The sequence below is a fragment of the Halomonas sp. DQ26W genome (assembly GCF_003339685.1).
Classification (GTDB): Bacteria; Pseudomonadota; Gammaproteobacteria; order Pseudomonadales; family Halomonadaceae; genus Halomonas.
In genome coordinates this window covers 1-20,334 of sequence record NZ_QPKI01000039.1, presented here as the reverse complement: position 1 = coordinate 20,334, position 20,334 = coordinate 1, and the positions used below count along the sequence as shown (strand labels likewise).

Below are 20,334 nucleotides of genomic sequence, written 5' to 3'. Positions count from 1 at the left end.
CTGTTAGCGGCCTCGCCAGCGCCCTGCGAGGAAGGCGTATTCTACTGAAGTGGCTGAGTTTGTCAACTCCCTTCGCACCCTGCCGAAGCCGTTCTGGTGTCGAAGCGCCGCGCTTGCCGGCAGCGGATGCGTACTCTACTTGTTACCCGAGAGGAGCACAACCCCAGCTCATCAAAAAACTATAGACCACCCTGCCGGCACCTTCCATGACCGTCATCAAATCTTTCGTCAACCCTGCGGAAACAGGGCACCGCTGCATTGCCGCTTCGGGAAACGCTGAACAAATCGACGAGCGAGAGGAAGCACAAAGTGCACGGAGCACAGGTACCGGAGCATATAGGGTATAGGTGAGGATTCCGCGCACCGCGCAACGCAGTGATTCGCTCGTGCAGGCATTTGTACAGTGTTTACCTAGATCACCCACAGGTCGACGAACTGGTGTACCGGCGTCTCTTCCAGCCGCGGCTGGTCGCGACATAGCTCGCATATGTGTGCGGTGCGTCCCTGAGGAAAACGCGTAGCCAGATTTCGCCGGAACTTGTCTTCAAGCACGGTGATGCCTTCCGAGCGGCGGCGCCGATGGCCGATCGGGTATTCGACCTCGACCTTGTCGGTGGCACTTCCGTCCTTGAAGAAGACCTGGATGGCGTTGGCAATCGAGCGTTTGCCGGGGTCGTGATAGTCCCGTGAATAGCGCTCGTCCTCGATCACCTCCATCTTGTCTCGCAACTCATCGATGATGGGATGCGCCGCGTGAAACTCATCCTCGTAATGCTCGGCCACCAGGATACCTAAAGCGAGCGGCACGGCAGTCATGTACTGCAGGCAGTGGTCCCGGTCGGCCGGGTTTGCCAAGGCGCCGGACTTGGAGATGATACGAATCGCCGAATCGTGGGTGGTCAGTGCGATCCTGTCGATCTCGTCCAGGCGATCCTTGACCTGCGGATGCAAGGTCACGGCGGCTTCGCAGGCGGTCTGGGCATGGAATTCAGCCGGGAAGGATATCTTGAACAGTACGTTTTCCATGACATAGCTGCCGAAGTCACGCTGGAAGGAGAACTTGCGCTCCCCTTCCGGTTTAGTCGCGAGGTCCTTGTTGGTATGGCTGAACAACACGTCATAGAAACCCCACTGCGGAGCCGACAGCGCTCCAGGCACTCCCATCTCGCCGCGCAGGGCGATATCAGCCAGACGCACCCCGCGGGAGGTGGCATCACCGGCGGCCCAGCTCTTACGCGATCCGGCGTTGGGGGCATGACGATAGGTACGCAGGCTCTGGCCATCGACCCAGGCATGAGACAGTGCAGAGAGTATCTGCTCCCGGTCGGCGCCCATCATCTTGGCGGTCACGGCGGTGGTAGCCACCTTGACCAATACCACATGGTCGAGGCCAACGCGATTGAAGGAGTTGCCCAGTGCCAGCACACCCTGGATCTCGTGGGCCATGATCATGGCTTCGAGCACGTCGCGCATGGTCAGCGGCGCCTCCCCCGCGGCTACCCGCTTCTGGGAGAGGTGGTCCGCCACGGCAAGAATGCCACCCAGGTTATCGGAGGGGTGCCCCCACTCGGCGGCCAACCAGGTATCATTGTAATCGAGCCAGCGCACGATGCAGCCGATATCCCAGGCCGCCTTGACCGGGTCGAGACGGAATGACGTACCGGGGACCCGGGCGCCGTGGGGTACGATGGTGCCTTCGACGATCGGGCCCAGGTGTTTCGTGCACTCCGGGAAGCGTAGCGCCAGCAGGCCGCAGCCCAGCGTATCCATCAGGCAGTTGCGGGCCGTGCCCCAGGCTTCGGCACTATCGATTCGGTAGTCAAGAACATAGTCGGCAATCCGCTGCAGCTCGATGTCGTAGCCCGGACGCACATTGGCTTCCACGGTGCTGCTCATGGTGTTCTCCTGTTCGTCGCTGAGTCCATGCTTCACTAGTACATGCCTTCACTAGTACATGCCTTCACTAATCCTTGCCTTCACTATAGAAAACGCCCCGGTTCTTGCGAACCGGGGCGAGTAACTGACGAAATGCAATGCCTCAGAAAGCATCACCGGGGATTCTCACCCACCCTTCCATCAGCACTCTTGCGCTGCGGCTCATGATCGCCTTGGTCACCGTCCAGTTGTTACCCACACGCGTGGCTTCGGCACCAACCCGCAGGGTGCCCGAGGGGTGACCGAAGTGCACCGAGGTACGATCCCCGCCGCCCGCCGCAAGGTTGACCAAGGTTCCCGGTATCGCCGCGGCGGCACCAATGGCAACGGCGGCCGTGCCCATCATGGCGTGGTGCAGCTTGCCCATGGAGAGTGCGCGCACCAGTAGATCCACATCATTGGCCTTGACCGCCTTGCCGCTGGAAGCAATGTAGTCCGACGGCTTGGCGACGAAGGCGACCTTGGGGGTGTGTTGGCGACTGGCGGCTTCATCGATGTGCTGGATGAGCCCCATACGCACCGCACCATGGGCGCGGATCGTCTCGAACATGGCCAAGGCATCGGGATTGTCGTTGATCGCCTCCTGCAGTTCGTTGCCGATGTAGCCGATGGCTTCGGCGTTGATGAAGATGGTCGGGATGCCGGCGTTGATCAGTGTTGCCTTCAAGACGCCCACGCCGGGCACATCGAGGTCATCGACCAGGTTGCCGGTGGGGAACATCGCACCTTCACCGTCGGCAGGGTCCATGAATGCCACCGGAATCTCCGCCGCCGGGAAGGTGACGCCATCCAGCTCGAAGTCACCGGTCTCCTGTACGACACCATCGATCACCGGTACTTCGGAGACGATGCTCTTGCCGATGTTGGCCTGCCAGATACGCACCTCTACTACACCGTTCTCCGGGATACGCGCCGGGTCCACCAGACCATTGCTGATGGCGAATGGCCCCACCGCCGCCGACAGGTTGCCGCAGTTTCCGCTCCAGTCGACGAATGCCTTGTCGATGGATACCTGACCAAACAAATAGTCGACATCGTGATCCGGCTGGGTGCTCTTCGACAGGATTACTGTCTTGCTGGTGCTGGACGTCGCCGCACCCATGCCGTCGATTTGCTTCTGGTAGGGATCGGGGCTGCCGATCACTCGCAGCAAGAGCTTGTCTCGGGCTTCGCCCGGCGAGTGCGCGGCCCCGGGTAGGTCGTCGAGCTTGAAGAAGACGCCCTTGCTGGTGCCACCGCGCATGTAGGTGGCGGGAATGCGAATCTGGGGAACCTGTGCCATGAAGGTCGCTTCCTTATCTATCGAGAAAGATCGACCCGGGCCTTGCGGCGCCGGGTCGATGAGGTTTCAACATCGTGAGACTGTCGCCCGGCTCAGCTGACAGCCTCTACCGAGGACTCCAGGAAGTCCTTGGCGAAGCGCTGCAGCACGCCGCCGGCGGAGTACACGGTGACTTCCTCTGCGGTATCCAGGCGGCAGGTCACCGGCACGCGATCGACCTCGCCCGTCTTGCGATGGATGACCAGTTCGAGCGTTGCGCCCGGTGACGCCGCGCCCTCGACGTCGTAGGTCTCGGTGCCGTCGAGCTGCAGGGTGTGGCGGGTGGTGCCCTCCTCGAACTGCAGCGGCATCACGCCCATGCCGATCAGGTTGGTGCGGTGGATGCGCTCGAAGCCCTCGGCGACGATCGCTTCGACCCCGGCCAGCGCCACGCCCTTGGCCGCCCAGTCCCGGGAGGAACCCTGGCCGTAGTCGGCGCCGGCGATGACGATCAGCGGCTGGCCGCGCTCCATGTAGGTCTCGATGGCCTCCCACATGCGAGTCACCTGGCCTTCCGGCTCGATGCGCGCCAGCGAGCCCTGTTTCACCTCACCGCTCTCGTCGCGGACCATCTCGTTGAACAGCTTGGGGTTGGCCAGGGTGGCCCGCAGCGCAGTGAGGTGGTCACCGCGGTGGGTAGCGTAGGAATTGAAGTCCTCCTCCGGCAGGCCCATCTTGTGCAGGTACTCCCCCGCCGCACTGTCCATCATGATGGCATTGGACGGCGACAGATGGTCGGTGGTGATGTTGTCCGGCAGGATCGCCAGCGGCCGCATGCCCTTCAGCGCACGCACAGCCGCCATGTTGCCTTCCCAGTAGGGCGGGCGTCGGATGTACGTGCTCTGCGGGCGCCAGTCGTAGAGCGGGCTCTCGGCAGGTTCAAAGGCGCCCAGATCAAACATCGGGATATAGACCTGCTTGAACTGTTCCGGCTTGACGAACTCCCCGACGATGGCATCGATCTCCTCGTCGGAGGGCCAGAGGTCCTTGAGGGTCACTGGGTTGCCGTTGTGGTCGGTACCCAGCACGTCCTTCTCGATGTCGAAGCGCACGGTACCGGCAATGGCATAGGCCACCACCAGCGCCGGCGAAGCCAGGAAGGCCTGCTTGGCATAAGGGTGTATGCGCCCGTCGAAGTTGCGGTTGCCGGAAAGCACCGCGGTGGCGTAAAGGTCGCGGTCGATGATCTCTTGCTGGATCTCTGGATCCAGGGCACCGGACATACCGTTACAGGTGGTGCAGGCGTAGGCGACGATGCCGAAACCGAGCTTCTCCAGCTCGGACAGCAGGCCCGCCTCTTCCAGATAGAGACGCGCGACCTTGGAGCCAGGTGCAAAAGACGACTTCACCCATGGCTTGCGAATCAGGCCGAGCTCGTTGGCCTTCTTGGCCAGCAGGGCGGCGCCCACCACGTTGCGGGGGTTGGAAGTGTTGGTGCAGCTGGTGATGGCGGCGATGATCACTGCGCCATCGGGAATCTTGCCCTCCTTCTCTTCCACCTGAGCCTTGTCGCTGTCCTTATATGAGGGTACGGCGATGCCGCGCTCGACCAGGGCGCTGGTGGGCAGGCGGCGGTGCGGATTGGAGGGCCCGGCCAGGTTGCGTTCCACGCTGGTGAGGTCGAAGGTCAACACCCGCTCGTACTGGGCTTCAGCCAGGCTGTCGGCCCACAGGCCGGTCTGTTTGGCGTAGGTCTCGACCAGCTCGACCTGCTCCGGCTCGCGGCCAGTGAGGGTGAGATAGTCGAGGGTCTGCTCATCGATGTAGAACATCGCCGCGGAAGCACCATACTCCGGGGTCATGTTGGAGATTGTGGCGCGGTCGCCGATGGTCAGGCTCTTGGCACCCTCGCCAAAGAACTCGAGATAGGCCCCGACCACGCGCTCCTTGCGCAGGAACTCGGTAATCGCCAGCACGATATCGGTGGCGGTGATGCCGGGCTTTGGTTTGCCGGTCAGTTCCACGCCGACGATATCGGGCAGGCGCATCATGGAGGGGCGACCCAGCATCACGGTCTCGGCCTCGAGACCGCCCACACCGATGGCAATCACGCCCAGGCAGTCGATATGCGGCGTGTGGCTGTCGGTGCCCACGCAGGTATCGGGATAGGCCACCTGCTTTCCATTTTCGTCGGGGCGCACCTGCACCACCGGCGACATCTTCTCCAGGTTGATCTGGTGCATGATGCCATTGCCGGCGGGGATCACGTCCACGTTCTCGAACGCCGTCTTGGTCCACTCGATGAAGTGGAAGCGATCCTCGTTGCGACGATCCTCGATGGCACGGTTCTTGTCGAAGGCGTCCGGATCGAAGCCGGCGTGCTCCACGGCCAGGGAGTGATCGACGATCAGCTGAGTCGGCACCACCGGGTTGACCTTGGCGGGGTCCCCACCCTGCTCGGCGATGGCATCGCGCAGGCCGGCCAGATCGACCAGCGCCGTCTGGCCAAGAATGTCGTGACACACCACCCGTGCCGGGTACCAGGGAAAGTCCAGGTCGCGGCGGCGCTCGATCAGTTGCTTGAGCGCATCGGTGAGCAGCTCGGACTCGCAGCGACGCACCAGCTGTTCGGCGAGCACCCGGGAGGTGTAAGGAAGGGTGTCATAGGCACCGGGCTGAATATCCTCGACGGCCGCACGCACGTCGAAATAGTCCAGCTCGGTGCCGGGAAGCGGTTTACGGTAATCGGTATTCATGGCGTCGAAGTCTTCGCGTGGTGTGGGTCGGTTAGGACAAAAGGCGGCCCGCAGGCCGCCTTGTCACGGGAGAGTTCAGTCGCGCTCCTCGAGGGGCACCCACTCGCTCTTCTCGGGGCCGTTATAGTCGGCGCTGGGGCGGATGATCCGGTTGTTGGCCCGCTGCTCGAAGACATGGGCACACCAGCCAGTGACGCGCGAGCAAACGAAGATTGGCGTGAACAGCTTGGTGGGGATCTCCATGAAGTGATAGGCGCTGGCATGGAAGAAGTCGGCGTTGCAGAACAGTTTCTTCTCACGCCACATGACCTCTTCGACGCGCACCGAAACCGGGTAGAGCACGCTGTCGCCAACGTCCTGGGCCAGCCTCTCAGACCACTCCTTGATGATGGCGTTGCGCGGGTCGGACTCGCGATAGATCGCGTGGCCGAAGCCCATGATCTTCTCCTTGCGCTCAAGCATGCCCATGATCTCACGCTCCGCCTCTTCCGGCGACTTCCAGTTCTCGATCATGTCCATGGCCGCCTCGTTGGCACCGCCGTGCAGCGGGCCACGCAGCGAGCCGATGGCACCGGTCACACAGGAGTGCATGTCAGACAGCGTCGAGGCGCAGACGCGCGCGGTAAAGGTCGAGGCGTTAAACTCATGCTCGGCATAGAGGATCAGCGAGACGTTCATCACACGGGCGTGCAGCTCGGAGGGTCTTTCACCACGCAGCAGGTGCAGAAAGTGAGCGCCCACCGACTCGTCGTCGGTCTCGGTCTCGATGCGCACACCGTCATGGCTGTAGCGATACCAGTAGCAGATGATCGAGGGTAGCACTGCCAGCAAGCGGTCGGAGACATCCTGCTGCTCGTCGAAACTCTCTTCAGTCTCGAGATTGCCCAGCATGGAAGCCCCGGTACGCATCACATCCATGGGATGGGCATTGGCCGGAATCTGCTCGAGCACGGCCTTGAGCGCCTGGGGCAGACCACGCAATCCCTTGAGCTTGGTGATATAGGCATCGAGCTCGGCCTGGTTCGGCAGCTTGCCCTTGAGCAGCAGGTAGGCCACTTCCTCGAAGCGCGCCTTTTCGGCCAGTTCCTTGACGTCAAAGCCACGGTAGGTCAGGCCCGAGCCGGTCTTGCCGACGGTGCACAGTGCCGTTGTGCCGGCGCTCTGGCCGCGCAGGCCGGTGCTGCTGACGGGTTTATCTGACATGTCGCGTCTCCTTGGTTTGTCTATCTTTCATTGTCATATCTGTCATGGGCGCCACCCTGCCAGGCCATGAATCAGGCCTGGTGAGACGCCACGAGATCAATACGTCATACCGAGCTACGGCCCGCCATCACTCGCCGCCCTTCTCGAAAAGGGCATCCAGCTTCTGCTCGAAGCTGTGATAGTTGAGAAAATCGTAGAGTTCGTCACGGGTCTGCATCAGCTCGACGACATCGCGCTGATGGCCGTTGTCGTGAATGCTCTGGTAGACCTTTAGCGCGGCGGCGTTCATGGCACGAAATGCCGACAGCGGATAGAGCACCATGCGGCAGCCCACCTCGCCGAGCTCCTGCTGGCTGAACAGCGGTGTGGCACCGAATTCGGTGATGTTAGCCAGGATCGGCGCATCGACCCGCTCGCAGAAAGCTCGGTAATCATCCAGGGTGTGCACCGCTTCAGCGAAAATGGCGTCGGCACCGGCTTCGATACAGGCGCTGGCGCGCTCAATGGCGGCATCCAAACCATCCTTCTGGAAAGCGTCGGTGCGGGCGATCAGATAGAAATCCGGGTCCATTTTCGCGTCGGCAGCTGCCTTGACGCGATCTACCATCTCCTGCTGGGAAACGATCGCCTTGTTGGGACGGTGGCCACAGCGTTTCTGGGCCACCTGATCTTCGATGTGCACGGCAGCCACACCGGCACGCTGCATCTCCTTGACGGTGCGCGCGATATTGAAGGCACCGCCCCAGCCGGTATCGATATCCACCAGCAGCGGCAAGTCCGTTGCCCCACAGATACGGTGAGCATCCGCTACCACGTCATTCATGGTGGTCATGCCCAGGTCAGGCAGACCGAAGGAGGCATTCGCCACGCCGCCACCGGACAGGTAAATGGCCTTGTGTCCCACCCGCTCAGCCATCATGGCGGTATAGGCATTGATGGTGCCGACGATCGGTAGTGGCCGGCTGTCGGCCAGGGCGGCACGAAAGCGGGCACCGGGAGTGGTTTGAGTCATGGAAATGCTCCTTTGTATGTCCGGGCTGGCCTCAGCTGGCCGCCTCGGCTTGCTGCTTGAGAGTCGTTGCGTAACGGTCGACCACGTTGGCACGTGAGGCACTGACGTGGCGGCGCATGAGCAGTTCGGCCAGTTCGGCGTCACCGGCTTCGATGGCATCAACGATGCGGTGGTGTTCGACAAAGGCGCGATGGGGCCGTGAGCCGCTGGCGCTGAACTGGGTGCGGTAGAGCCGCACCAGGTAATATAGGTCGTCACACAGCATCGTCATCAGCATGCGGTTGTGGCTGCCAAGGACGATACGATAATGGAAGTCCAGGTCACCTTCGCGCTGATAGTAAGCCTCACCGCTCTTGAGGTCGGCCTGCTGCTCATGAAGCGCGAGCACTTTGCGCAGGCCGGCGATCTCCTCGGTGCTCATGTGTTCCGCCGCCAGGCGCGCTGCCATGCTTTCGAGCGCTTCTCGCACGTCGAACAACTCCAGCAGCTCTTTCATCGACAACTTGACCACGCGGGCGCCGACATGGGGCACCCGCTCGATGAGACGATGCGACTCGAGGCGCCGCATGGCCTCGCGCAGCGGTCCGCGGGAGATGCCGTAGGCCTTGGACAGGCCCGGTTCGGTTATCTTGCTTCCCGGTTCCAGCTCGCCGCGCACAATGGCATCCTGCAGCTCATGAAAGACCCGTTCGGCCAGGGTGCGAACCTCGGGTGCGGCCTGTTCTGGTACGATTGAGTTCATGGCAATTGTCGACAATTAAATGATGGGGTGACTTTAGACATTGCCCACGCCCCGGTCAACCGCCTGATAAGCCCAACACGCTACGTCTTTGGTTGTAGAGAACCGGGGGTATTGCCCAACTGAGTGTCGACAATTAGAGCCAGCGTTGATGGAAATGCCCGGGGGCGTTGCATCGTGCTATAGGACAAATCATCACCTGATCCCTAGAATGGGTCGCCTGTTCCGAAAGGCGCCGGCAATGACCATACGACTCGAGATCACTCCGCTTCCCTACCGAGACGATCCGCTGGGCTATTTCTCCGCCCTGCGAAAGCGCCCGGGAGCCGTACTGTTGGACAGCGGACGCCCCATTGCCCCCGGCGGACGTTATGACATCATGAGCAGCGATCCGCTGACGGTCCTGTCGATCGACGATCGGGGCCGCCTGAGCGGCGGGGTCGAGGGTAGGAAAGAGGAAGACCCGTTTACCGCCCAACAGGCTCTGCTGGACAGCCTCGCACTCGCACTTCCCGACAGCGAGCTACCCTTTCTCGGGGGCTTGATAGGGTACTGGGGCTACGACCTGGGCCGCTGTCTGGAGCCCGTTGGGGGCCGATCACAGCAGATCGTGCACCTCCCGGCCAGCCGCGTCGGCCTCTATGATTGGGCACTCATTCAAGATCATGAAGCCGCCGAGACATGGCTGGTCGCAAGTGCCGAGCGCCGGGGCCAGGTCATGGAGTGGCTCGAAGCGTCACCGCTCCCGGGGGAGCCGTTTCGGCTATTGGCCCCCTTCGAAGGCGAGCTTCACAGGGAGGACTATGCACGGCGGTTTTCCGCCGTCCAGGACTATATTCGCGCCGGAGACTGCTATCAGATCAACCTGGCCCAGCGCTTCAGCGCGCCCTTCACCGGCGACCTTTGGGAGGCCTATCAGCGCCTTCGCCGGGCCACGCCAACCCCTTATTCAGGCTTTATGGCCTGGGACCAGCAGGCCATCCTGTCGCTCTCGCCCGAACGCTTTCTGCTATGCCTTGAAGATGGTAGCGTCGAGACCCGCCCGATCAAGGGTACTCGCCCACGCGGACTGACGCCCGAGCAAGACCGGCAACTGGCTGAAGCACTCTCCACCAGCCTCAAGGATCGCGCCGAGAACGTGATGATCGTCGACCTGTTGCGCAACGACCTGGGCCGGGTATGCCACCCAGGCAGTGTCAGGGTCCCTCAGCTCTGCGGGCTGGAAAGCTACGCCAACGTTCATCACCTGGTCAGCATCGTGTGCGGCGAACTAGCAGCCGGAAAGCGTCCGCTCGGCCTGCTTGCCGCCGCCTTTCCCGGCGGCTCGATCACCGGGGCCCCCAAGGTCCGCGCCATGCAGATCATCGATGAACTGGAACCCAGCAGGCGCAGCGTCTACTGCGGCAGCCTGGGCTACGTGGATGCTCGTGGTCGCATGGACACGTCCATCGCCATTCGCACTGCGGTGGCCGATGCCGGCAGGCTCCATCTGTGGGGAGGAGGTGGACTGGTGGCGGATTCCAACGTCGACGCCGAGTACACCGAGACACTGGACAAGATTCGCCACCTGATGGGCGCACTGGCATAACAACAAAGCCGATAAGCACAAAATGGTATATAAGATTCTAACCAATCGGTATTGGGGCTATGGCCACGGCCTTTGTTACGGTACCACCATGTTACGGTACCACCATCATTTGCTACGGAGGTCGGCATGGCGCCCTTCAATACCGCACAGTTCGTTCTCGAACAGGACCAGGCCGCGCCCAAGGAGATTCTGCGCGCTGCCTATGCTGCTTTCGGCGAACTGACGGTCTCCTTTTCCGGTGCCGAAGACGTGGTGCTGATCGACCTGGCGCTCAAAGTGGCACCCCCGGAGAAGGTGCACGTCTTCTCGCTCGATACCGGGCGCCTGCATGCCGAAACCTATGCCTTCATCGAACGTGTTCGCAAACATTACGGCATCAAGATCGACATACGCTTTCCCGACACCCAGGCGGTACAGGCACTGGTAACGCAGAAGGGGCTTTACAGCTTCTATCACGACGGACACCAAGAGTGCTGCAGCATCCGCAAGGTGGCGCCGCTGCGTGAACGGCTCCAGGGCCTGTCGATGTGGGTCACCGGCCAGCGCCGCGACCAGAGCCCGGGCACGCGCTCGACACTGCAGGTCGCCGAGCGTGACGGCGCCTTCGGCAGCGAGGCTACACCGCTCTTCAAGATCAACCCGTTGACCCACTGGACCAGCGAAGACGTGTGGACCTATATCCGCATGTTTGACGTGCCCTACAACCCGCTGCATGAGCGAGGCTTCATCAGCATCGGCTGCGAACCTTGCACCCGCCCCACCCTGCCTCACCAGCACGAGCGGGAAGGACGCTGGTGGTGGGAAGATAAAGGCGGCAAGGAGTGCGGACTGCACGTGGCCAATCTCGCCACACGCTGAGTCGCGCTGTCATGCCGGCCCGTCTATGCCGGTCTAGCGAACCGGCAGTTCGATGTCCTTGAACAGGCCATCTTCGTGCCGAGGCCCCGCGGCCAGCGCGGCATCGACCAGATCACGCTCGAGATGATCGGCAAACCCCTTGACGAAGTCATACATGTAGCCGCGCATGAAGGTGCCGCGACGAATGCCGATCTTGGTGACGGAACTCTCGAATAGATGGTTGGCTTCGAGCGCTATCAGGTCATCATCCAGCTCGGCATCGACCGCCATGTGAGCCACGATACCGACACCGAGGCCCAGACGGACATAAGTCTTGATCACATCGGCATCGGCCGCCGTCAGTACGACATTGGGTGAGAGCCCCTTGGCACGGAAGGCATCGTCCAGTTGGGAGCGACCAGTGAAGCCGAAGACATAGGTGACCAACGGTTGCTCGGCCAGGCGCTCCAAAGTAAGTTCTCCCGATTCGGCCAGAGGATGACCACGCGGCACCAGTACACAGCGATTCCAGCGATAGCAAGGCAGTAGAATCAAGTCATTGAACAGTTCTAGCGCCTCGGTACAGATGGCGAAGTCGGCCTGACCATCGCTGACCATCTGGGCGATCTGCTTGGGTGTGCCCTGCTGCATGTGCAGCGCCACATCCGGATACTTGCGAGTGAACGCGCCGATGACCGGCGGAAGTGCATAGCGGGCCTGGGTGTGGGTCGTGGCGATGGAGAGGCTACCGCGCCGCTCGTCGCTATGCTCCTGGGCCACCTGCTTGATGTTCTCGACCAGCCGTAATACCTGGCCTGCCAGCTCGACAATCGCCTGCCCTGCCGGCGTCACTCGCGTCAGGTGCTTGCCACTTCGGGCAAATATCTCGACTCCCAGCTCATCTTCCAGCAGGCGTATCTGCTTGGAGATGCCCGGCTGAGAGGTATAGAGGCTCTGAGCTGTGGAAGAGACATTGAGATTGTGGCGGGTCACTTCCCACACATAGCGCAGTTGCTGAAGCTTCATGGTGGACCTCTCCCCTATGCCGCCCGTTGGGCTATTACACAACCTCGAATAAAACAGCACCATGTAAGCACTAAATGGCATAAAAGAAAACCACTACACATCCCATTTGCCAGCGACCCGGTCGCCCGCTAACATCAGCCGACCGGACACGCCGCTGGCGTGTCATTCCGACCCGCTCGATGCAGCGCAACGTAACTGGAGAATCACATGGCCAATAACGTCGATGTCACCAATGCCAACTTCGAGCAGGAAGTCCTGAAGGCAGATCAACCCGTGCTGCTGAAGTTCTGGGCCCCATGGTGCGGCCCCTGCAAAGTCATGGCACCGGTGATCGACGAGGTTGCCGAGGAGCGTACCGGCAATCTCAAAGTAGTCAGCATCAACGTGGATGACGCACCGGAAATTGCCGCCGAACAAGGTGTTCGTGGCGTGCCTACCGTCATGCTATTCAAGTCGGGCTCCAAGGTTGCCTCACTGGTGGGCGCCCAGTCCAAGTCGCAGTTGGCCCAGTTCATCGATCAGAACGCCTGATTTCAGGCGGCCAAGACTCCCCGTTCGCCCCGGCCCTGGCCGGGGCGAATTGTTTCTGACTCAGATAACGCCGCTCAGGAAACATCGTCGCGTTTGGTAGCGCTGCGTTCGATGTTCCCGACGCCCTCCTTGTGACCGACCAGCTCCCCCCCCGGCCCCAAAAGGTAAGCGATCCAGCGTGTTTCGGGATGGCTATCCAGGGCGATCTTCAGCGTCATGGTCAACACCACCGATAACAGCATGCCCACCACGCCCAGCGCCCACCCCCACACTACCAGGGACAGAAAGGCCACCAGAGTCGACAAACCCAGTGCCCGCCCCATCAGGCGAGGCTCCACCAGATTGCCAAGGACGAAGTTGATGACCAGATAGGCCATTGCCAGCCCGAAGGCGTCCAGCAACCCGCCGTGTTGGGATATCAGCAACAGAAGGACTGGCGGTATGGCGGCGAGGGCCGAGCCGATATTGGGAATGAAATTGAGCGCAAAGGCCAGCACGCCCCACAGCAGGGGGAAATCCACACCCATCACCATGCAGGCCAGCCAGGCCAGTGCGCCGGTCACCAGGCTGATCACCGTCTTGACGGCCAGGTAACGCTTGAGGGTCTGACTGAACTCCTGGAAGCGCCGAAGGCTGGGAGCCGGGTCGTCCAGGGCCATGGAAATCTTGGCGCGAAAGTTCAGCGTCTCGTACAACATGAAGATCACCAGCAGTGCCACCACGACGCTCTGCACCAGCAGGTTCCCCAGGCCGCCGAGAAGGGTCGGGAACCACGCACTGCCATTTTCGACATCGATTAGCCCCGCCAACAGCTCGGGGTCGATGGCAAGCCCCATGGAAGCCATGGTGTCGAGGAGATCCAGATAGCGCTCATAGAGTCGCGTCTCGATGCCGGGCAGCGCCTGAGTGAAGGTACCGAAGGTATTGACCACCAACAGCCCGACCAGGGAGAAAAAGGCGCCGATCACCAACAGGGTGAGCAGAACGGCGAGACGGAGACTGATGCCCCACCGGTGCAGCCAGTTCACCGGAGAGGTACATACCACCGCAATGAACAGCGCCAGCAGCAAGGGCACAAGCAGGTCGGCCCCCGCCCTTATGCCGGCTATGATGATCACCAGTGCGGCCAGCGCCAGTGTCAGTGTAAGAGGATAACTGTAGTGCGGGTCACTGTTATGGCGAAGCATGTCACGTCCCTGTCTGGCGTGTGATACTCATCATGGCGCCTACCGGACGGTGACACAAATTCATCGCGTGTCGCCCCGAACTCCAGTACTCCAACCGACTACCCGCAGATACGCCCTGCTGCAAGGAGGCACAATGTCCCGCTCACTTCTCCCCCTTTTACTACTGGGTGCGATGATTGCCATGACACCACTCATCGCCACGCAAGCCGCTGAAACCCGCGCGCGGCTCGATGTTCAGGCCGAGGCCCAACGGGAAGTAGTACCCGACCGCGCCACGCTCAGCGCTAGGCTGTGGGAACGCACCCCGGCCATTGCTCGCGATGAGGATACCGGCAGCGACGCCACGGCGCTGCGAGAAGCCCGCGACCGGCTGGAAGAGCGTGCCACCGAACTGATTCGCACCCTGGAGGAAGCGGGACTGGAGCGCGATGCGATCAGTGCCGGCTCGCTGAACGTTCACCCCGAGCATATTCCCGGCACCAGGACCAGCGAGGGTGAACGCGAGATGCTTGTACGAACTCGCCTGGAACGCCCCTTCCAGATAAAGGTAGCCAACCTGGAAAGCCTGCCACTGCTGCTTGACGCAATGACCGATGCCAGGGTCAACGCCCTTGACGGCGTGACCTATGACCTCGCCGACCGCGACGCTGCCAGCGATGAGGCGTTGGTGATGGCACTGGAGAAGGCGCGCCACAAGGCCGAGCTGATGGCCTCTACCCTCGGGGTGACGCTGGGGTCGGTCATCAACGTCAGCGAGACCCATGCTCCGGTCTATGCCCCGCGCATGATGGCCATGAGTGCGGATATGCGTGAAAGCGTACCCCAGGCGGAATACCGCCCCGGCACCATCATCATCGAGGCAGCGGTCAGCGTCAGCTGGGAGATTGATCCGCAGCCGTAAGCTGGAATAGCAGCGCCACGTCAGGCCACAAACGAACAACCCCCATCGGGCAGGCCCAGATGGGGGTCGTTCGTATTGAAGCCTGCAGCGGCGATTAACGCCTCAGGTGTTGATGGTCTCGACACCGCTCATATAGGGCCGCAGTACCTCGGGCACGGTGATCGAGCCGTCGGCGTTCTGGTGGTTCTCCATCACCGCGATCAGGCAGCGCCCTACCGCCAGGCCGGAGCCATTAAGGGTATGCAGCAGCTGAGGCTTCTTCTGCTCGGGGTGGCGGAAGCGCGCCTGCATGCGCCGCGCCTGGAAATCTTCGCAGTTGGAAACCGAGGATATCTCGCGATAGGTCTCCTGGCTTGGCAGCCACACTTCCAGGTCGTAGGTCTTGGCGGCGCCGAAGCCCATGTCGCCGGTGCACAGGGTCACCACCCGGTAGGGCAGCTCGAGCGCCTGCAGGATCGCTTCGGCATGGCCGCGCATCTCCTCGAGCGCCGCATAGCTCTGCTCGGGCTCGACCATCTGCACCATCTCCACCTTGTCGAACTGATGCTGACGAATCATGCCGCGGGTGTCGCGACCGTGAGAGCCCGCTTCGCTGCGAAAACAGGGCGTATGGGCGGTGAGCTTCACTGGCAGCGCCTTGTAGGGCAGGATCTCGTCGCGCGCGAAGTTGGTCAGCGGCACCTCGGCGGTAGGTATCAGGTGGTAGCCGCGCTCGTCGTCGAGGCGGAACAGATCCTCGCCGAACTTGGGCAGCTGGCCGGTGCCGAACAGCGACGCTTCGTTGACCATATAGGGGACGTAACACTCCTCATAGCCATGCTCGAGGGTCTGCTTGTCCAGCATGAACTGGGTCAGGGCGCGATGCAGGCGGGCAATGGGGCCACGCATCACCGCGAAACGGGCGCCGGTCAGTTTGGTTGCCAGCTCGAAGTCGAGATTGCCCTGCAAGCCACCCAGGTCCACATGATCGCGGACCGTGAAGTCGAAGGCCTTAGGCGTGCCCCAGCGATGCAGCTCAACGTTATCTTCCTCACTCTCGCCCTGGGGCGCGCTCTCATGGGGCAGGTTGGGCAGGCCGCTGATTACCTCGTCCCACTCCGCCTGCACCTCGGCCAGGCGATGCTTGGCCGCATTGAGCCGGTCGCCCAGGTCGCTGACCTCGTCGAGCAGCGGCTGGATATCCTCGCCCTGGGCCTTGGCCTTGCCGATCGCCTTGGAGCGGGCATTGCGCTCGCCCTGCAGGGTTTCGGTCTCGGTCTGGATCTCGCGGTGCCGGGACTCCAGCGCCTCGAGGCGCGCAGTGTCGAGCGTGAAGCCACGCTTGGCCAGTCGTTGAGCGACCATCTCGAGGTCGCTGCGCAGCAGTTTGGGATCGAGCATGGAATCCAGTCCGTCGCATTCGGTGAAATGGGGGCGCCCATTGTAGGCAAAAGGGTGGCCGTATGCCATGTAACAGCCGTGGGCCAGGGTGCGCTCCACCGCCCTCTCGGGGTAAAGTAGCAACATCCCTTCTGCCTGTCCGGCCATGCCGCGATAGCGACAACGACTGAATACGACACCATGATCGCACGACTGGACACCGCTCAATCGAGCCCCCTTGCCGGCCTCGCCGCACCCTACCTGCGCTTTCTCGACGTCCTGAAGGCCAATGGCTTCGCCGGCGAAATCGCCCCGGACTACGCCGACCGCACGGTGCTCGCCACCGACAACTCGATCTACCAGCGCCTGCCCCAGGCGGTGCTGTACCCGAAAGGGGTCGAGGATCTCGAGCGCATCGCCCGCCTGGCCGCGTGCAGCGAACACCGCCAGATCGCCCTCACCCCCCGGGGCGGCGGTACCGGCACCAACGGCCAGTCGCTCACCGACGGCCTGGTGGTGGATGTCTCGCGGCACATGAACCGCATCCTCGACATCGACGTCGACAACCGCCGCGTGCGGGTGCAGGCAGGCGTGGTCAAGGATCAGCTCAACGCCGCGCTCAAGCCGCACGGGCTGTTCTTCGCCCCGGACCTCTCCACTTCCAGCCGCGCCACCATCGGCGGCATGATATCCACCGACGCCAGCGGCCAGGGCAGCTGCGAATACGGCAAGACCCGCGACCACGTGCTCGAACTCGACACCGTGCTGCTCGGTGGCAAGCGCTTGGTCAGCCGCCCGGCCGAAACGACCGAACTGGAGGCGCTGTGCAACCGGGACGACATCATCGGCACGGCCTACCGCACCGCCCGGGAGATCATCGACGAACAGGGAGAGCTGATCGCCGCCAAGTTCCCGCCACTCAACCGCTGCCTGACCGGCTACGACCTGGCGCACTTGAGGGATGCGCAAGGTCGCCTCGACATGAACAGCCTGCTATGCGGCTCGGAAGGCTCGCTGGGATTCCTCAACGAGGCGGAACTCAACGTCCTGCCCATCCCCAAGCACTCGACCCTGGTCAATGTGCGCTACGCCGGCTTCATGGACGCCCTGCGCGACGCCAAGGCATTGATGTCGAACAGCGGTTCTTCACAAACCCAGCCGCAGGCACGCCCCACCTCCATCGAAACGGTAGACGACAAGGTGTTGATGCTGGCCATGGAGGACTTCGTCTGGGACAGCGTGGCCGAGTTCTTTCCCGACGAGTCGAGCAGGGGTGTCACCACCGGCGACACCGCCACGGCCACCCGCCAGGCGGTGGCAATCCGCGGCATCAACCTGGTCGAGTTCAACGACGACGACCCCGAGCGGCTGGCCCAGCGGGTGACTGCCTTCTGCCGCCACCTGGAGGCGGACGAGAGCGTGCCGCGCCTGGGCTATACCCTGGCCGAGGGACGTGGGGCCATCCAGCGCGTCTACGGCATGCGCAAGCGCGCCGTGGGACTACTGGGCAATGCCAAGGGCGAGAAACGCCCGATTCCCTTCGTCGAGGACACCGCGGTGCCGCCGGAGCGGCTGGCGGACTATATCGCCGAGTTCCGCGCCCTGCTAGACGCCCGCGGCCTTGCCTACGGCATGTTCGGCCACGTCGACGCCGGTGTGCTGCACGTGCGCCCGGCCATCGACATGAAGGACCCCGACCAGGAGACGCAGATCCGGGAAATATCCGACGACGTGGCCGAGCTGACCCAGCGCTATGGCGGCCTGCTGTGGGGTGAACACGGCAAGGGCGTGCGTTCGGAGTACGCACCCAAGTTTTTCGGCGAGCTCTACCCCAGCCTGCAGCGGGTCAAGGCCGCCTTCGACCCGCATAACCAGCTGAATCCAGGAAAAATCGCGACTCCTCTGTATATCCCGCCCGAACCCGCGGGTACTGCCTTTACTCCGCCCGAACCCACGGGAAAGGCGCTCGATACTCCGCCCGAAGTGGTCGAGGAGCAGGCGGTGAAACTGGTCGATCCGGGCCTGTTGACCATCGATGGCGTGCCCACCCGTGGCCAGCTCGACCGTCAGATCGACGTGCGGGTGTGGCAGGCCCACAGCGCCGCGGTCTACTGCAACGGCAACGGTGCCTGCTACAACTACGACCCCAACGACGCCATGTGCCCCTCGTGGAAGGCGACCCGCGACCGGGTGCACTCGCCCAAGGGGCGCGCCAGCCTGATGCGCGAATGGCTGCGGCTTCAGGGTAACGCCGGTGTCGACGTGCTCGAGGAATCCCGCCAGCAACGAGCCGAAGGCGGATGGGGTTTTCTCAAGGCCCTTCCCGCGCGGGTGCGCAACACCTTCAAGCGCCGCGACGAGGCGGACTTCTCCCATGAGGTCTATGACGCCATGGCGGGGTGTCTGGCCTGCAAGTCCTGCGCCGGCCAGTGCCCGGTGAAGGTCAACGTGCCCGAGTTTCGCTCCCAGTTCCTCGAGCTCTACCACCGCCGCTACCTGCGGCCCGTGCGCGACTATCTGATCGGCGGCATGGAATTCTTCGTGCCCTACCTGGCGCGCATGGCACCGCTCTACAACGCCGCGCTGGGCCAGCGCTGGGTGGACCAGCTACTGTCGGGCCCCATTGGGCTGGTCGACAGCCCGCGGCTCTCCCGCGCGCGCCTGGCCAAGCAGCTCCGGACCTGGGGCGTGGCCGAGGCCACACCGATCTCGCTGGGTCTACTGAGTGAGGCACAGAAGGCCAGAAGCGTCGTCCTCGTCCAGGACGCCTTTACCAGCCACTTCGAGGCCGAGCGGGTGAAGGACATCGTCGAACTGCTCGCGCGCCTCGACATGAAGGTGTTCGTCGCACCCTACTCGCCCAACGGCAAGCCCCTGCACGTGCAGGGCTTCCTCGGCGCCTTCGAGCGCACCGCGGAAAAACAGGCACGGCACCTGCGCACCCTGGCCGAATTCGGCGTGCCGCTGGTGGGCATCGACCCGGCCATGACCCTGACCTACCGTCAGGAGTATGTGAAGGCACTGGGGCCACAGGCCATACCCGAAGTACTGATGCTGCAGGAGTGGCTGGTGGCCCAGGGCCAACGCCTTGTACCACCGGCCCTGGCCGGGCAGCTATCCGCGCTTGACGACCCCGGCTACCGGCTGCTCTCCCACTGCACCGAGTCGACCAACGCCCCCGGCAGCCCCAAGGCGTGGCAGCAAGTCTTCGCCGCCTTCGGCTTCGAGCTAGAGCTCGTCGCTACCGGCTGCTGCGGGATGTCCGGCACCTACGGCCACGAGGCGCGCAACCGCGAGACCTCAGCGGCCATCTACGCCCAGTCGTGGCAGCCCGTGGTAGAAGGCAACGCCAACCCCGGCCGCCTGCTGGCCACCGGCTACTCCTGCCGCAGCCAGGCGAAGCGGCTCTCCGACACGGATCTGCCACACCCGCTGCAGGGGCTGCTTACCCACCTGCGTCAACTCAGCTGGTAAATAGGCTGGTAAAACAGTGGTAAAACAGTGGTAAAACAGTGGTAAAACAAAGGTAAAACAGAAAGGCTGGCGGGGTATAGTTGACACCCTATCGGCCTTTCGAACCAAGCTGCGAGGAAACAGGCGGCAGGATGCCCCGCACGCTGATCATCATCGGCCTGTGCATCGTTGCCATCCGCCGTGAAACTTTCTCGTTCTACTTCCCCATCGCCACCATGACCCTGATTAGCGTAGTGCTCTCGGCAATGCTGTGGCTATTCAATCGATGAGGGTGGGGGGAAGAACCAATTCCAGTCATGCCACACGACATGCATAACAGTGATCAGGCTGAAAACACAGGAGCGAGTGAGGACTTACCAGCAACAGGATGGCCTAACAAAGGGTTCTACGCAGACTGGCGTGAAGAGGCCGCAGGCCTCCCGGCGGTGTTGCCAGTGCCGGCGACCTCGCCTACGCCGTGGCCTCCGCCGAGGCGCCTGACGGCGCCAATCGCGATGGGAACCAGCGCTCCAACAATGATTCTTT

At 62.6% G+C, this 20,334-nt stretch carries 15 protein-coding genes; 6 read left to right on the top strand and 9 right to left on the bottom strand.

Features of this window, described 5'->3' with window-relative positions:
• Positions 1–411: 411 nt before the first annotated feature.
• The 6 genes from prpD to DU490_RS15990 form a co-directional block, all read right to left on the bottom strand.
• Entirely contained in the window at positions 412–1,896 is a 1,485-nt protein-coding gene (gene prpD / locus DU490_RS16015) for a 2-methylcitrate dehydratase (RefSeq protein WP_114575248.1), read from the bottom strand.
• Positions 1,897–2,038: 142 nt separating this feature from the next.
• Positions 2,039–3,217 carry a 2-methylaconitate cis-trans isomerase PrpF gene (gene prpF, locus DU490_RS16010; protein WP_114575247.1) on the bottom strand — a complete coding sequence of 393 codons (1,179 nt, stop codon included), beginning with the start codon at positions 3,215–3,217 and terminating at the stop codon, positions 2,039–2,041.
• Positions 3,218–3,309: 92 nt separating this feature from the next.
• On the bottom strand, positions 3,310–5,952 hold the full coding sequence (gene acnD / locus DU490_RS16005) for a Fe/S-dependent 2-methylisocitrate dehydratase AcnD (RefSeq protein WP_114575246.1): 2,643 nt from the start codon (positions 5,950–5,952) through the stop codon (positions 3,310–3,312).
• A 75-nt stretch (positions 5,953–6,027) separates the two neighbouring features.
• Positions 6,028–7,155: a 2-methylcitrate synthase gene (prpC, locus tag DU490_RS16000; protein WP_114575245.1), complete on the bottom strand. Its 1,128-nt coding sequence runs from the start codon at positions 7,153–7,155 to the stop codon at positions 6,028–6,030.
• 127 nt (positions 7,156–7,282) lie between these two features.
• Positions 7,283–8,167 (bottom strand): methylisocitrate lyase, encoded by an 885-nt coding sequence (gene prpB, locus DU490_RS15995; protein WP_114575244.1) that lies wholly within the window; start codon positions 8,165–8,167, stop codon positions 7,283–7,285.
• A 31-nt stretch (positions 8,168–8,198) separates the two neighbouring features.
• Complete coding sequence (locus DU490_RS15990) at positions 8,199–8,909, bottom strand: GntR family transcriptional regulator (protein WP_114575243.1); 711 nt, start codon at positions 8,907–8,909, stop codon at positions 8,199–8,201.
• A 238-nt stretch (positions 8,910–9,147) separates the two neighbouring features.
• On the opposite strand from DU490_RS15990, the gene pabB reads away from it, so the two are divergent.
• Both pabB and DU490_RS15980 read left to right on the top strand, forming a co-directional pair.
• Entirely contained in the window at positions 9,148–10,494 is a 1,347-nt protein-coding gene (gene pabB, locus DU490_RS15985) for an aminodeoxychorismate synthase component I (protein ID WP_114575250.1), read from the top strand.
• A gap of 126 nt (positions 10,495–10,620) precedes the next feature.
• On the top strand, positions 10,621–11,352 hold the full coding sequence (locus DU490_RS15980) for a phosphoadenylyl-sulfate reductase (RefSeq protein WP_114575242.1): 732 nt from the start codon (positions 10,621–10,623) through the stop codon (positions 11,350–11,352).
• 33 nt (positions 11,353–11,385) lie between these two features.
• Here the strand turns inward: DU490_RS15980 and cysB are convergent, their stop codons facing one another.
• Complete coding sequence (cysB, locus tag DU490_RS15975) at positions 11,386–12,357, bottom strand: HTH-type transcriptional regulator CysB (RefSeq protein WP_114575241.1); 972 nt, start codon at positions 12,355–12,357, stop codon at positions 11,386–11,388.
• A 207-nt stretch (positions 12,358–12,564) separates the two neighbouring features.
• Here cysB and trxA point away from each other — a divergent pair, with 207 nt between their 5' ends.
• Complete coding sequence (trxA, locus tag DU490_RS15970) at positions 12,565–12,888, top strand: thioredoxin (RefSeq protein WP_114575240.1); 324 nt, start codon at positions 12,565–12,567, stop codon at positions 12,886–12,888.
• Positions 12,889–12,962: 74 nt separating this feature from the next.
• Here the strand turns inward: trxA and DU490_RS15965 are convergent, their stop codons facing one another.
• On the bottom strand, positions 12,963–14,075 hold the full coding sequence (locus tag DU490_RS15965; RefSeq protein WP_114575239.1) for an AI-2E family transporter: 1,113 nt from the start codon (positions 14,073–14,075) through the stop codon (positions 12,963–12,965).
• A 133-nt stretch (positions 14,076–14,208) separates the two neighbouring features.
• Between DU490_RS15965 and DU490_RS15960 the strand changes: the two genes are divergently transcribed.
• Positions 14,209–14,976 carry an SIMPL domain-containing protein gene (locus DU490_RS15960; RefSeq protein ID WP_114575238.1) on the top strand — a complete coding sequence of 256 codons (768 nt, stop codon included), beginning with the start codon at positions 14,209–14,211 and terminating at the stop codon, positions 14,974–14,976.
• A gap of 102 nt (positions 14,977–15,078) precedes the next feature.
• Here the strand turns inward: DU490_RS15960 and serS are convergent, their stop codons facing one another.
• On the bottom strand, positions 15,079–16,356 hold the full coding sequence (gene serS / locus DU490_RS15955) for a serine--tRNA ligase (protein ID WP_114575249.1): 1,278 nt from the start codon (positions 16,354–16,356) through the stop codon (positions 15,079–15,081).
• Between the two features lie 180 nt (positions 16,357–16,536).
• Here serS and DU490_RS15950 point away from each other — a divergent pair, with 180 nt between their 5' ends.
• A complete protein-coding gene (locus tag DU490_RS15950) occupies positions 16,537–19,809 on the top strand; it encodes an FAD-binding and (Fe-S)-binding domain-containing protein (RefSeq protein WP_114575237.1) in 3,273 nt (1,090 codons plus the stop codon).
• A gap of 131 nt (positions 19,810–19,940) precedes the next feature.
• Positions 19,941–20,078 carry a DUF2905 family protein gene (locus DU490_RS15945; RefSeq protein ID WP_114575236.1) on the top strand — a complete coding sequence of 46 codons (138 nt, stop codon included), beginning with the start codon at positions 19,941–19,943 and terminating at the stop codon, positions 20,076–20,078.
• Positions 20,079–20,334: the final 256 nt, after the last annotated feature.

Bases quoted from the DNA above. Each gene is read 5' to 3' on its own strand.
- prpD (WP_114575248.1), bottom strand. From the start codon at position 1,896: ATGAGCAGCACCGTGGAAGCCAATGTGCGTCCGGGCTACGACATCGAG.
- prpF (WP_114575247.1), bottom strand. From the start codon at position 3,217: ATGGCACAGGTTCCCCAGATTCGCATTCCCGCCACCTACATGCGCGGT.
- acnD (WP_114575246.1), bottom strand. From the start codon at position 5,952: ATGAATACCGATTACCGTAAACCGCTTCCCGGCACCGAGCTGGACTAT.
- prpC (WP_114575245.1), bottom strand. From the start codon at position 7,155: ATGTCAGATAAACCCGTCAGCAGCACCGGCCTGCGCGGCCAGAGCGCC.
- prpB (WP_114575244.1), bottom strand. From the start codon at position 8,167: ATGACTCAAACCACTCCCGGTGCCCGCTTTCGTGCCGCCCTGGCCGAC.
- DU490_RS15990 (WP_114575243.1), bottom strand. From the start codon at position 8,909: ATGAACTCAATCGTACCAGAACAGGCCGCACCCGAGGTTCGCACCCTG.
- pabB (WP_114575250.1), top strand. From the start codon at position 9,148: ATGACCATACGACTCGAGATCACTCCGCTTCCCTACCGAGACGATCCG.
- DU490_RS15980 (WP_114575242.1), top strand. From the start codon at position 10,621: ATGGCGCCCTTCAATACCGCACAGTTCGTTCTCGAACAGGACCAGGCC.
- cysB (WP_114575241.1), bottom strand. From the start codon at position 12,357: ATGAAGCTTCAGCAACTGCGCTATGTGTGGGAAGTGACCCGCCACAAT.
- trxA (WP_114575240.1), top strand. From the start codon at position 12,565: ATGGCCAATAACGTCGATGTCACCAATGCCAACTTCGAGCAGGAAGTC.
- DU490_RS15965 (WP_114575239.1), bottom strand. From the start codon at position 14,075: ATGCTTCGCCATAACAGTGACCCGCACTACAGTTATCCTCTTACACTG.
- DU490_RS15960 (WP_114575238.1), top strand. From the start codon at position 14,209: ATGTCCCGCTCACTTCTCCCCCTTTTACTACTGGGTGCGATGATTGCC.
- serS (WP_114575249.1), bottom strand. From the start codon at position 16,356: ATGCTCGATCCCAAACTGCTGCGCAGCGACCTCGAGATGGTCGCTCAA.
- DU490_RS15950 (WP_114575237.1), top strand. From the start codon at position 16,537: ATGATCGCACGACTGGACACCGCTCAATCGAGCCCCCTTGCCGGCCTC.
- DU490_RS15945 (WP_114575236.1), top strand. From the start codon at position 19,941: ATGCCCCGCACGCTGATCATCATCGGCCTGTGCATCGTTGCCATCCGC.